Origin of the sequence: Photobacterium sp. J15, from assembly GCF_963870815.1 — a bacterium.
Classification (GTDB): domain Bacteria; phylum Pseudomonadota; class Gammaproteobacteria; order Enterobacterales; family Vibrionaceae; genus Photobacterium; species Photobacterium marinum.
In genome coordinates this window covers 2,043,774-2,057,550 of the sequence record NZ_CAWMUI010000001.1, presented here as the reverse complement: position 1 = coordinate 2,057,550, position 13,777 = coordinate 2,043,774, and the positions used below count along the sequence as shown (strand labels likewise).

Below are 13,777 nucleotides of genomic sequence, written 5' to 3'. Positions count from 1 at the left end.
TATGACTGAAAATACATTTGAGCGTGCTGAGAAAAAAAATAGCACGAACAAAAAAAAGACTGGTAACCGCAAAGTAATAGATAGGAAAGGGACTGTTTATACTCTTGTAGATAAAGTCGGGCAGGGTGGTCAGGGCATTGTGTGTAAAACTGATTTACCTGGTGTACTGGTCAAAATTAATCAAGAGGCAAAATTAGAAAAGCGTAAAGCTTGGTCTCGACATATCAGTTGGCTGATGAGGCAAGATTTAGATGGACTTCATATCGCGCGCCCTTTAGAAGTGCTTATGAAGCCAGCAAGTGTTAGCGGCTATGTTATGGAGCTAATGGATGGTCTTGAAAGCCTGGAAAATTCTCTAGAGAAATCACAGTTGTCATTGGCTGAAAATGAAGACGATCCGTTGAATGGTTACAACCAAACTGGTGGTTTAAAGAGAAGACTATGTTTGTTACAGGAGTTGGCCAAGACCTTAGCTGGCTTACACGCTAAAGGTTTGGCCTATGGAGATCTATCACCGGCTAATATTTTTATCTCTAACTCGGTTGAATTTCATCAGTTATGGCTAATTGATTGTGACAATATTTGTGTAAGTGAGCGTAGTGGTTATGGTCACTACTATACGCCTGGATATGCTGCTCCTGAAATCATTCGAGGTGAGTCCGGAGTTAACATGTCTACGGATTGCTGGAGTTTTGCAGTTATTGCTTTACAGCTACTTGCTCATTGTCACCCCTTTAAATCTGGTTTGATAATGGAGGAAGCAGAGCAGGATGATGATGATGTGGAAAAAGTATCTGAGATGGCCGATCGGGGAGATCTCCCATGGATATACGATCAAGAGGATGATAGTAACGAGTGGATACCCGGTAATGGTCTGCCATTAGACGTTGTTACTACAGAAAAGCTTAGAATGCTATTTAATCGGTGTTTTAGTTTTGGTCGTAATGAAATATCCGAACGTCCCAGTATGAGTACATGGTCTGATGCGTTGGATGAAGCAATAGCTTTGTTGCAAAACTGCTGTAATAACGAATTATGTGAGGCTTCATTTATCTATAACGCAAAGCTAGAGTGTCAATTTTGCGATGCAGTTCAACCTGAGCATAGTCACTTAGTAATGCAACATTACCTGTATAATGAAGAACCTCATTTATCAGAATCACCATGGATCGCAACCCCGTCACTTCAGTTACTGAATTGTAATCAGAAAGTCGAATTGCATTTAGCTTCCAAAGGTACTGAGTTATATAACGAGTCTCCACAAATTTGTGCTATTGAACTTCGTGATGATGGATTATTAATCGCACCTTATCAGGATAGTTATGTTGAATTACAACGGAAGAGTGATGGTAAAACCCATGTTCTGAACAGGCCGCAGCGGTTGAAAAATGAGAGTCGAAAAGGAGATGTTTATGCTCTTCACCTTCGTCATAAAGGTACTGAAGCCTATTCTTCCCATCCTGTTTGGAAGTTTGTTTGGTAGGGGGTGATATGAAATTAGGCAAATTTTCAGGCTTAGCTCCACAAACCATACAGCTAATAAGTCATGACAATGTGGCTATTGAGTCTAAATTCTGGTCAGTTGGTGATGAAGTTTCTGTTATTGAAGACAGTGGGTATTACTACGTAATTCAAGGTGAGCAAAACTTAAAGGTTAAACCTATTCATGCTAAAGAAGAGCTGCGTTTAAAAGTTACTCGAGGTCAAGTTCTCTGGGCTTTAACATCCATCAAAAAAGGGCGTTTTTATCTTCGCAATGTCGAAGTTGCTGATGCCCCTACGGTTATTGATTTAGATCTTGGCATAAGTAGCAAGATTGTACAGCAGCTATATGAACGAGGTGAAATTCAAACTGATACTGTTGAAGCGGCTTCACAGTGGCTGACGGATGAATTTATCTTAGGCGGTGATGTTCAGCAAAGAGTTTTTGTTTCTGTATATGCAGGAAGTCAAAACGGAACACTTGAGATCCGTGGTTGTGACTGGGTTGCTACCTTGGATGAACTAGATGGCTATTGGAGTATCTCAAAGCTTAGTCGCACCAGACGTAGTGGTGTAGCGTTAAGAGTATTGATGGGTGACATCAGATTTGTCGATGTATCTGTTGCGGGCCAACTGAATAACCCTATTCACCGTCATGCTTTGGAAGATGCCGTTCGTAGCCATGGGGGTTATATGCAGCTCTGGCAGCAGTATAGCGATATGGAGTGGGCGATTAGCCTTGAAGCTGCAAGAGAGCTTGGAGGTTTAACTTTCAAAGATCGTGATAAGGGTGATCACCTAAGAGAGTGGGTTTTTAGTGTTACCAATGAAAATGGTAGGTCATTCCATGAAAAGTGGAAGCAGCTAAAAGATAAGGAAAAGCAAGAGCCAACACTTGAGGTGATGGGGACTTTACCGGATTGGTTGGATAACGAGCAGGACGTAGAAGGAACGGGCTTAACACGTGTTGCTGGGAAGCCGTGGCTTTGTAATCTTGTTAGGGTTGATGATGGCCTGGTGACATTACGGATAACTGATGAAAGAGATAGGAAGCCCCCTAAAGAAGGTGTTATCTGTCTTTCTATGCATGGTCATCGTAAAGTTCGAGAAAGACGCCTTCAGGCTGTGAACTGTATTCAGCAACGTAATAATCAAATGCCACAGTTGCATTACTTGCTGGAAGGTATCGATATCCCTTATGAAAAACCAAAAACACTTAGGCCGCTTAGCCGAGCTGCCCGAGAGCGATTTAAGGGGGAGCCGACCTCAAAACAAAAAGAAGCACTTAAGGTTGCACTAAATACTCCTGATGTAGCGATAATTATTGGCCCTCCTGGAACAGGGAAAACTCAAGTAATTACCGCCTTACAGGTTCGCTTGGCAGAAGAGCAAAAAGATTTGCCCATACAACACCAGATGCTAGTTTCCAGCTTTCAACATGATGCCGTCGATAATGTAATGGAAAGATCGAATGTATTTGGGCTACCTGGTATTAAGACTGGAGGAAAAAAGCAAAAGAATGATGATCAAAATGAAAACCCAATTGTTAGCTGGTGCTTAGAAAAAGCAAGTAAGCTTGATAAAACACTAAGCAGTTTGTGTGCTAAGGAACCGGTTTTTGCTGAAGTGAGGTCGTTACAAAAGTATTTGATAGTCTTAAGACTATCAAAACCAGGATACCAGCAGAAACAAGAGTTGGTAGAGAGTATTAATCGTTCATTGGATACATTGGCCGAAGCTTATCAGATTAGGCTTTCTCCATCGATTCAGCGGCAATGGAATGAATGGTCGACGAACATACTTGATACTTGTTCATCGGTTGGAATATCAGAGAACCGGTTTCTTATTCGGCGGGCAAGAGCACTTCGGACAACACTCAGTTCCTTTAAAGACGATGGCATGAATCAGTGTATTCGTTTTTTGGATGCTTGTGGCAGTGAGAACTATCAGCTTACTGATAAGGATAGGCGCCTATTAGAATTACTAGGTTCAAAAAGTCAGCCAGATGATAATGAACTGTCTCAATTGAAGACACTTAAGGTTCATTTGCTTGATCAGTTGATACCAGACTATCGTCCACGTCATGTTCAGAGGGTGATGAGTGAGAATGAGTGTTTATTGTTAGATAGTATTCACGATGAAGTTGAGCAGCTGATTAAGGAATCTGACTCACTGGCTTATCTTAAAGTTCTGGAAGAGTATCACTCAGCACTAACAAATACACCTGAAACAATTAAAAAGGCCGTATCAGAATACACTGCAGTTTTAGGGGCTACCTGTCAGCAAGCGGCAAGTGATCCAATGATTGACCTGAAGCAAGTACGTTTTCAAGACGCTCTAAGTTTCAATACAGTTATTGTTGATGAAGCGGCGAGAGCCAATCCACTCGATTTGATGGTACCTATGGCTATGGGCAAGCGGCGTATTGTTTTGGTCGGAGATCACCGTCAATTACCACATCTTCTTGAGCCTAAAGTTGAAGATGAATTAGCAGAAAAATTTGAACTTAGTCAAGTACATAAGGAAATGCTAAATACTAGCCTGTTTCAGAGAATGATGCAGGGATTACTGGCGTTAGAAAAAGAGAAAGGACAACCCAAACGGGTAGTTATGCTTGATACTCAATTCCGAATGCATCCGGTTTTAGGTAAGTATATCAGCGAACAGTTCTATGAGAGGTATGGCTTACCTGAAATATATTCAGGGCTTAATGAGGAAGATTTTGAGCATCAGGTGCCTGGTTATGAAGGAAAAGTCTGCGGTTGGATAGATGTGCCAAGGACAGATGGAGCTAGTTATCGTTTTAACGGAAGTTTAAGAAGGGACGAAGAAGCGAGAGTTATTGCAACTAAGGCAAAGGAAATATTGGTAAGTTGTCCGAATTTAAGCGTTGGAGTGATTACTTTCTATAGCGCCCAAGTAAGTTGCATTCTGGAAGCAATGATTGCTGAAGAATTGACCGACAGAAGTGAAAATAGAGAGCCAGTAATAAAACCAGAATGGCAGTTTTTGGTTAACGATAAAGGTGAACAGGAAGAGCGTTTAAGAGTGGGTTCAGTTGATGCTTTTCAGGGAAAAGAATTCGATGTAGTGCTGCTTTCGGTCGTTCGAACATTTTCTGGGAGCATAGATATCAATGATGATGACGCACTAACGAGAGCCTATGGATTTTTGCGATTAGATAACCGGTTAAACGTGGCAATGAGTCGTCAGAAGCGGTTGCTTATTGCTGTGGGTGATAAAGAGCTTTGTAACCATCCGGCAGCAGAAGTTGCTGTGCCAGCGTTACCAGCATATTTTCAATTGTGTGGTGAGTATGGAAAAATTCAGTGATCGATACCTCAATTATTTTGCCGATGGACGCATACCTCGTGGAAAGTCGTTTTTATGGCCTGTGTGGGTTTGGGAGGTATTAGCCCCTGATAGTACCCGCACTAAATTAAATCTCTTTCAACGAACCATCTTAGGTTTGATAAATGCAGGAAGGCCTAATCCAGAGGAAATAGCAGAGTGGCTCGGTATCGAAAAAGAGATGGTTCTTTATATTATTGCGTGCCAATTGCAACCAAATGGTTGGCTAGATAAGAATGGAAAGCTTACTGAAACAGGACTTGGTTTACTTGAAAATGATCTGGATGTCCGACGTAGTTTAACAACTGCTTATGTTTTTCAAGACGCTATCAGCGGCAAGCTTTGGCCTCGGGTCGCTCATTCTTTGTCTGATGTTGAGCCTGAATCAACTACGAGCAAAGGAACGCTCGTATTTATGGCGAATAGAGAAACTGGCTGGCAGGAAGAGCCCTATGTAGTGCAATGTCAGTCAAGCCAACCGGAGAGGCCGCCAATTCGAACTTTGTGTAAGGCTATTCAGCAGGGTAATAATGCTATTCATAATCAGAAAGTTCGAGGGGAGGTGTTTGATACCACAGCACAGGAATTCCGGCCGGATGAAATAGACTATATAGATGAGAAACCATTTAAGGCATATGTATTCGGTTGGGTAATTGATGATAAAACGCAGTATTGGACAGTAACTGATCCCATTGCGATTTCTTCATCCGCTGATTATCTCCGTAAAGATGTTTTTTTACAGGCTCAAAACAATAGAGTCTTTGCTGGTCGGTTAAGCAAATTTATCGGGCAAGCACCGGAAAAAGAAACCTGGGAGGAGATGAATAGGCGATTAGCTGCTGAGGTGGATTTTAAAACATTCGCGAATTTTAAAAATATTGAACGCATACCCAATCTGTCGGATTATCTTGGTGCATTACTCCGTCGTGAACAATTGTTGATTGAAACTGGTGATGATGATTATATCCGCTTTGAGGACTGTGATGACATTATCACCCAAGCTCAGAAGGTATATGAATGCTGTTTTAAGTGGATGCTTGATGAATGGCCTTCACCAAGTAAAAGCTTTATTAAGAATAATTGGAAAAGGGATGATGTTAGAAATGCGCTTGAAGTGCTAGGTGAACATTGGTTAAGTGCTAATGACATTGAAAATTTGGCTAACATAAAACCTGGAAGTATACATTATGCTGCTATGAGTGAAGATCATAGTACTTCATTACGGCCTCTTATAGCGGCTTGTATATTCATTCAACAGTATCATGAAGAACACCCACTTATTAAATTTACTGCAGATGAATTAGCTATATCTAGCATACTAAGGATTGCCAATATTCGTAATGAATCTGCGGCACATGCGTCAGGTAAGAAAACCGATAAAGAAATTGCTCTTGAGTGTGCAAAAATCACCACTCAGTGGGTTGAGATATTGTTAGGGAAAATAGAGTAATAGGTTATGGCTAAGAAAAATAGAAATAAGAATTCAAATCACAACCATACAAATGAAAAAGAAAAAAGTACAACTAAAAGTTTTGGGGCAATTAAAAGCTTTATTAACAAAGCCGTACCAGTAGCTGAGGGGATCTCACCTCTACAATCGGATGTTTCTGTTCTTGAGCAAGATCCTACGATGAAGAAGCAAGCAGAGACAGCGTTGCAAGAAATCCAGTCATTACTGGTTGCTCTGCAAGGGAAGATTAAAGAGCACAGTGAAGCAAAAGGAAACTACGATAAACTATCAGAGCAAGCTGCGAATCTACAGGCAGAATTAAAATGTAATGAGTCTGAGTTGAATCAACTTAAAAACGCCCTAGATAATGATACTCAGAAGCTAAAAGAAAAAGAAAGAGTATTAAACATAAAAGAAACAGAACAGCTTGCATTACAAGAGGAAATTGATGAGCAGCGTTCTGAGGCAGAAGCTGGTTTTGTTCGTTTGCTTAAAGAAGCAATAGAGAAAAAAAGTGCTAAATTGCTTGAATTAGAGAATGAGCACAATAAAAAGTTAGCAGATGATTGGAATAAGCTTAAGCAATTGCAAAGTACTTTGCTTGAAAAGCAGCGTGAACTTGATCAGCGTGAAGCAGATGCGAGAGCTGGATTTATTGTAGAAAGAGAAGATTTACAGAAAAAGTTGCAACAAGAGAGACAGCGCTTGTTGGATGAAATAAATGTTAAACATAAATTACAGCAAGACAATTTAGACACTGAGGTGCTGAATATAGAGAAAAGGAAGTTAGAATTAGAAAGTGACAACAAGGAATTAAAAAGAGAACAGCAAATCCTTGAAATGCGAAAGCGTTCCCAGCAGGAGTGGGAGTTGAGCAAAGAAGATGAGATAAGGCATCATTTCAGCTCAGAGATTAGTAGCTTACAAAGTCAGTTAGAACAAGAGCGTCAATGCAGAACTCAAGATCAAGAGCAAATTGCCAATTTGCAAAAAGAGCTTATCAAGTTTAAAGACCTGGAGCGATCACTCAATAATGCAAATATTGAGGATGTTCAAGCAGAGCTTGCCGGATTGCGTCAGCAAAATAAAGAGTTAAAGGAAAGAGCCTATATATCAGATGCAGAAGACTTGGAAGAAAAGTGCGAAATATTAGAAGAGCGAGTTCATGATCAACAAGATACCATTTCTGATCTACGACGTGAGTATGAAGAAACTCAAGCAGAGTTACATAAAATAAGACTAAGCACCGCAGAAAAACACAATCTTGCGAAGGAAAAACGCGTATTAGAGTTACATAATCGAGCTTTAGATTCTGCAGTCGAAGGACTACAACATCAACTCGATGATCTGATTGAAAAGCATCAAGGAAGTAAGGTCTTCCCAGCTTTGTCTTCAATGGATCAGAAACATAGAAGAGATGCTGTGAACATCCAACCCATTCCTGGGCTAAAAGGCTTTGCCGAACAGTTGCGTTTAGGTATGGCAAGTGTTTATCCAGGTTCGCCGCTTTACTATCAGGAAAAAGATATTCGCTTGTTCCTTGGTGGCCTTGCGATGAGTAACTTGCATATTCTCCAAGGGATGTCGGGGACAGGTAAAACCAGTTTGGCAAAAGCGTTTGCGAAGGTTGTCGGTGGTAATTGTACCGATATTGCGGTACAGGCGGGTTGGCGCGATAAAGATGATTTAATCGGCCACTATAACGCGTTTGAGAAGAAGTTTTATGAACGTGAAGCACTTCAGGCATTGTACCGTGCACAGCTGCCAGAGTATAAGGATCGGGTTAATATTATCCTTCTAGATGAGATGAACCTGTCTCGGCCAGAGCAATATTTTGCTGAGTTCCTTTCTGCAATGGAAAAGCAGCCAGGGGACCGCGAAATTGTTCTTGTCGAGAATGAGCAGAAAAACGCGCCTAATTTACTAAAAGAGGGGAGAATTCTTAAAGTTCCAGAAAATGTCTGGTTCATTGGCACTGCTAACCATGATGAGACAACGAATGAGTTTGCCGATAAAACGTATGATCGTTCACATGTCATGGAGCTTGTTCGTAACGCAGATAAATTCAACGCTGATGCTTATGAACCTAATGTAATTTACAGCTATAAATCAATGCAAAGCGAGTTCGATGAGGCATGTAACAATGGTGAGCGTAAAGTCACTCAGCTGATGAATGGCTTGATTGATAGTGAATTAAGAACGATTCTGGAAAATAGCTTTGATGTTAGCTGGGGAAATCGTTTAGAACGTCATGCATTGCGTTTCATTCCGGTTGTTAAAGCTTCGGGAGGAACGATTGAAGAAGGCTTAGATCATCTCCTTGCAACGAAAATTTTCCGCCAAGGTAAAGTGACAGGTCGATTTGATATTTCTGGTACTGATCTTGATGCTGTAAGTAATGCCTTGAAGGCTACATGGAAGGATAAGTTAAAGCTTGAGGGAGAGCCAATCTACTCTTTATCCGTTATTGAAAAGGATCGTAAGCGCCTGGAGCGTGGAGCATGAGGTTTCAGGATCGGTTAATAAATAAACCCATATCATCCTCGGACATGCCTAAAGCTATACTGCCAGGCAGGTATGTTGTGCTTGAAGACGCGTTGTTTAACGGACATACCTTGCTTGAAAAAGGGCGGGTTTTAGTTGGAGATGGAACCGGAAGAATTAACATTGGAGAAGAATCTTTTTCATGTCAGGACGCAATTAACACAGAAGATCAGGCTAACTATGATTTAGTTTGCCTAGCATTGCTACAGATAGATCAGCATGTAGATTTATTTGAATCAGAGGTAAAACCATCTCCACTCATCCCTAGTCAGCTTTTCAGTGATGAAGGTAAGCTGAATGCACTTGAAGAACGATTAGAAGAGGTACTTGAGAAAGGGCACCTTCACGAAATCAGTCGCCGTCCACGTTATGATATGCGATATGATGAGTTGGTTCAGCCTGTAAGCCGAGCGAAACGCTTGGCTTCTTCTTCCCATAGGCATTTGGCAGCACACTCAGAATGTTGGCAAAGACGAACGCTCACGGGGATTCAACCCAAAAAAATAATGGGTCTGATCAGTGAGGATGAATATCATATTTATGAGAATAGGGTTTTTGCTCGACTACTTGATAAGTTAGATCGCTTTTTAGATAAGCGAATAAGTGAGGTCATTGAGCTTCAGACAAACCTTAATGAAGCGCTTGATCTGGAAAATTCTACTGAGTTGAATTACCGAATCAGCCAAAAACTGTTTGCATTATGGGGTGAAACATTTACATCTGAGAGCGCGTTGTCGGCTCTAGAGTTACTTGAAAGTACCAGGCACAAACTAGAGCAGCAATCGAAGAAGATTAAGCAGTTGATAAATGGTTCACTCTATAAGTGTGTCCCTCGTAATGCTCAGGTACCTGGTCAGCTTAAGCCTACAAATATCCTTAGTCACGATCAGCATTACAGATACTTACTATTATTATGGAATTCCTTACGAAAAGAACGTCACAATGGTAGTCAAACACCTGCTATTTACTTTGAAGGCCAGGAGGCGTTACAACAAGCTTATATCCATTATTGTGGCATGATAATTTATCGTTCGCTCTGCCAGCTTGGATACACTGTTGAGAGTGCTGCGAGCAGTTATAAGTGTTTATCGAAATCAGGGCGGCAACTCACGGTTAAGCTCGAAAATACAAGATGGATAATTGAAGATGCCCATTATGGCAACCAATTGGAATTAGTAGCCATCTCTTCGTGGCGCTCTGATCAATTGAAGGCGTTTCAAGAAAAAAACAGGCTAATAATACCTTGTTGTCTGAACCATGATGAAAGTCCATCCCAGGTTGCGGATTGGTTAACCGGTGACTATACCGGCCCTCTGGTACTGACACCGATGGACTTTTATGTGGAGGAACGCTTGACTTCACTATTGCAAACTTGGTTGATGATAAAGCCTCTGAATGAATACGGTATCGTGATAGATAAAATACCGACATCTATTCTGCCCACCATCAAGAATACCTCCTCGATTGAGGCGCTAAGTAATCACTCTGCTCGCCTGCTCGAACCTATCTCTGATGCAGATATGAACCGCCTAGGGAATGAGCTGAAAAAACATCAGGCAAAAAAGAGTCTTGAAGATTTTATTCAGAATAAATTTTCTTTAGACCAGCTTGCTATTTGCCCGGTTTGCCAACAAAAAGCACAGTTTTATCATCGTGACCAACAAACGTTCAAAGCAGTATGTGTGAATAATGATTGCAAGCTCGAATGGCAAATCATCAATACAGAACAGGGCAGGCTATTTGAGATGTATCCGGCGAACACTGATGGGAATAGCTTCAAAAGACTGGGGAGATGGTATAGTCGAATAAGGCTTTAGTGACGCTGTTGGTTTGAAGTTGTTGTGTAGCTGTTAATTTTCAAGCTTGTTATTGCTGAGTGGCAATCTCTCTTGGCTATTCTGATGTTATATCAATCAAGGAGAGAAGACGATGAATGCAATAGCCCATGATTTCTTAACCAATGAGCAAAACACGGAACGTAAAGCCAATTACGGATTTATTGAAACGCACTTTCCTGAGTTATATCAGGTTTGTGAGCAAATTGACTACTACTATACGAAGGATCATTCTTGCTGCCTGGTTAAAGTTCGGTTGTTCCTGGAGCTGTGGTGCCATGAAGTAGGAGAGAAAATCAAACTACGGCCTCCTGTCCGTGGTGAGTTGATTAACAAGATCAAACAAATTGAAGCGTCAGGTAAAGTGCCCCCGTATGTGATCGATATGCTGGATACGCTACGCGCAGAATCTAACAAGGGGGTACATATTCAGCGTCATATTGATGGACAGTTTCGTGCCGATATCCTTATCTCAAAATACAAGCTGAAAGGGATGATGGAGGATGTTTTTGAATTGACCAAATATTTGGTGTTGAATGTGGCGGGAATCAGCGAACAACCACTTGATACTTGGACAGAGCCAGAGGTTTCTGAACAGGCTGAACTTGTGCACCAAGCCCTGCAAGGCAATGCGGACGCAAGTATCGCAATAGCTATGCATTTTTCTGGCTTATTGAAGAAGCTAGATCAGCAAACCACGGCCAGTAAACCGCACTATTTTCAATATCAACGTGATCTTGAATATTGGCTGGATAAAGCAGAGCGACAGGGCAGCAATGACTGCTGGCTTTTATATGCGACATCCTGTGTTAACAAGCATCTGCTTAACCTTAGTTCAGAGGACGCTGATGATTATTTTAAAAAGGCGATAGAGACCGACGAATCAGGGGAAGCGGAGTGGGAGTTTTATCTATATTTATGTCGAATTGGCCAACATAGTCGAGGTCAGGCATACCTCAACTCAGCTGGTGAAAAAGGCCACCAGGAAGCATTACATTGCTTGCTGGCGCAATATTATAAACAGGATGAGCTGGCCTTTAACAAATGGCTGAATCGTAGCCTGGAAGTTGCAGATAAGAAAGCACTTACCACAGATGCCTTTAACAAGTTGGATCTGTGGGAAGAAGATACAGCTAACGAACTAAATTTAAGAAAATTACGTACCGCCTTGATTAAAGCAGAAGCTTATCAAGCGCCTGGAGTTCAATTTATCCGTGGTTATTGCGAATATCATGGTTTACTAAACTGTGAGCAAAATCAAGACAGTGGTACTCGTAAGATGTTAGAAGGGAGTGCTCAACTACCTGAATACCTTTGGTATGAAAAGCGGTTGTATGATGCACTGAAGCTGGACCAGAGCAATTATCATAAGGCGCTTGATCTCTACCCGGCCGCACTGCAACAAACTGAGAATGTCATTGAGAAAGCACAAATGAAATTTGATGCAGCCATGATAATCGTTGAGTTACTTAAAAACGCCAACAAAGTTAAAACACCCCAGAACTTAAAAGTACTTATTCGTGAATCAGCAAAGGAAGGTTGTGAGCAAGCAAAGCAGTTTTTAGCCTCTCCGTCTGGTAAAGCATTGATGCGCGACAGTAGCTATGTTTGCCAGAAGGTAAAACGTAAAGCTGTTGATCGTACCAAGCAGAAAAAAGCACGCAAGCAAGCTAAGAGTGCAAGAAGAAAGTGAAGTCGTGCGGTATTAAGTAAAGTGGCTCTGAACAACACCCGTTACTCGGATTCAGGGTGACGGGCGTATCCTGAATGTATCGCATTTCTGTCTTGTATGATTCGTTCGGGTAATGAACGATTAAAATTCCTGATAAATCAGGTGTCTAATATGTCTAACAAACTTGCCTGAAAAGATGTAGCTGTCATAATGATATGCATGTTAATGCTTTAATCATGGCTGTTGTGACATCATGAAAAATATTCTCCTTTCTACAACGGGCACAAGTCCGCAGGTGCTAACCGAGACGCTATATGCTATCCACACCAGTGGTAAGCCTTTTCCCGACGAAATCTATGTCATCACCACCCGCAGTACAAGGCAGATGTTAATGAACGGGCTGTTTCGCGATGGCCACCTGAATGCATTGAAAGAAGAATATCAGCTCCCCGATTTCAAGTTCACGGAAGATCATATCTGGTTGATCGAAGATGATAACGGCCAACCGATAGATGATGCGAAATCAATTATTGATCAAACGTATATGGCTGATTTTATCACCCGAAAAGTCTACCAGCTCACTCAAAAAGACGATGTTGCCATTCATGCGTCCCTGGCTGGTGGTCGTAAAACCATGGCGTTCTATTTTGGTTATGCCATGTCTTTGTTGGGGAGGGAGCAAGATACCTTAAGCCATGTTTTCGTTAATGACGATTTTGAGTTCGTTCGTGACTTTTGGTACCCTACGCGCCAGCCCAAATGGATAGCAGGAAAGCACGGGCAGGGTGAGGTAGATACCAGCCAGGCGGTGGTAACTTTAGCTGAAATTCCTTTTGTGCGAATGCGTCAGTCAGTTAATCCACAATTGATTGAATCAATGGGCAATATGTCGTTTAGTCAAACCGTTGCAACACTCAATGCAACACATCGAGACGATATCTCAATTTCCATTCATAAAAAATCAAAAACACTAACACTGCTTGGTCTTGATATCTCCCTGACCGCGAAAGAGTTGGCATTTTACATCTGGCTTTTACAAATGGGAGACAAGGGGCTGGTCGTAGACCGGTACTTTGAAGAAAACAAAGAGTATGCGATTGGCTTTTTAAACACTTACAGTGAGATTGCCAGTGACGTTAGAGTTTATCGCACCTTTGGCATTGAGCCGGAAGACTTGAAAGAAAACACCCTTGACTCACTTAAGGGGATGGATAGAACCTTCGTTCAGCAGCTCCGTTCATCTATTAATAATAAGCTTAAAAAGATCTTGCCGCCTGATGCTTCGAATAAGATTGAGATACAGTCAAAGGCATCAGGATATAGCCAACAATATACAGTTAGTGCCCACCAACACCAGATTGAGTTCATGGTTGTTTGATTTGCCCCTGACAACATGAATGTGGCAATAGCCAGCTTTAGCATGATTAACATAAAAGCAATAAA

The 13,777-nt window shown here is 41.5% G+C and carries 7 protein-coding genes; all 7 read left to right on the top strand.

Annotation, left to right across the window (positions count from 1 at the left end; all coding sequences use genetic code 11):
- Nucleotide 1: 1 nt before the first annotated feature.
- The 7 genes from AACQ93_RS09455 to csm6 all read left to right on the top strand — a co-directional run bounded on the left by AACQ93_RS09455 (nt 2) and on the right by csm6 (nt 13,712).
- The gene (locus tag AACQ93_RS09455) at nt 2-1,483 is read left to right on the top strand and encodes a protein kinase domain-containing protein (RefSeq protein ID WP_064604478.1); all 1,482 of its coding nucleotides are present in this window, start codon (nt 2-4) and stop codon (nt 1,481-1,483) included.
- An 8-nt stretch (nt 1,484-1,491) separates the two neighbouring features.
- Nucleotides 1,492-4,815, top strand: a complete 3,324-nt coding sequence (locus AACQ93_RS09450; protein WP_064604475.1) for a DEAD/DEAH box helicase — start codon at nt 1,492-1,494, stop codon at nt 4,813-4,815.
- Complete coding sequence (locus AACQ93_RS09445) at nt 4,799-6,283, top strand: hypothetical protein (RefSeq protein ID WP_064604473.1); 1,485 nt, start codon at nt 4,799-4,801, stop codon at nt 6,281-6,283. The genes AACQ93_RS09450 and AACQ93_RS09445 overlap by 17 nt, the downstream gene beginning before the upstream one ends.
- Before the next feature lie 6 nt (nt 6,284-6,289).
- Complete coding sequence (locus AACQ93_RS09440; RefSeq protein ID WP_064604470.1) at nt 6,290-8,788, top strand: AAA family ATPase; 2,499 nt, start codon at nt 6,290-6,292, stop codon at nt 8,786-8,788.
- A 77-nt stretch (nt 8,789-8,865) separates the two neighbouring features.
- Nucleotides 8,866-10,644, top strand: a complete 1,779-nt coding sequence (locus AACQ93_RS09435) for a hypothetical protein (protein ID WP_157097546.1) — start codon at nt 8,866-8,868, stop codon at nt 10,642-10,644.
- Nucleotides 10,645-10,756: 112 nt separating this feature from the next.
- Entirely contained in the window at nt 10,757-12,355 is a 1,599-nt protein-coding gene (locus tag AACQ93_RS09430) for a DUF4145 domain-containing protein (RefSeq protein WP_064604468.1), read from the top strand.
- A 232-nt stretch (nt 12,356-12,587) separates the two neighbouring features.
- Nucleotides 12,588-13,712, top strand: coding sequence for a CRISPR-associated ring nuclease Csm6 (csm6, locus tag AACQ93_RS09425; protein ID WP_064604467.1), 1,125 nt, complete (start codon nt 12,588-12,590; stop codon nt 13,710-13,712).
- Nucleotides 13,713-13,777: the final 65 nt, after the last annotated feature.

Excerpts from the sequence above, each read along its gene's own strand:
- AACQ93_RS09445 (WP_064604473.1), top strand. The coding sequence starts at position 4,799 with ATGGAAAAATTCAGTGATCGATACCTCAATTATTTTGCCGATGGACGC.
- AACQ93_RS09430 (WP_064604468.1), top strand. The coding sequence starts at position 10,757 with ATGAATGCAATAGCCCATGATTTCTTAACCAATGAGCAAAACACGGAA.
- AACQ93_RS09440 (WP_064604470.1), top strand. The coding sequence starts at position 6,290 with ATGGCTAAGAAAAATAGAAATAAGAATTCAAATCACAACCATACAAAT.
- csm6 (WP_064604467.1), top strand. The coding sequence starts at position 12,588 with ATGAAAAATATTCTCCTTTCTACAACGGGCACAAGTCCGCAGGTGCTA.
- AACQ93_RS09455 (WP_064604478.1), top strand. The coding sequence starts at position 2 with ATGACTGAAAATACATTTGAGCGTGCTGAGAAAAAAAATAGCACGAAC.
- AACQ93_RS09450 (WP_064604475.1), top strand. The coding sequence starts at position 1,492 with ATGAAATTAGGCAAATTTTCAGGCTTAGCTCCACAAACCATACAGCTA.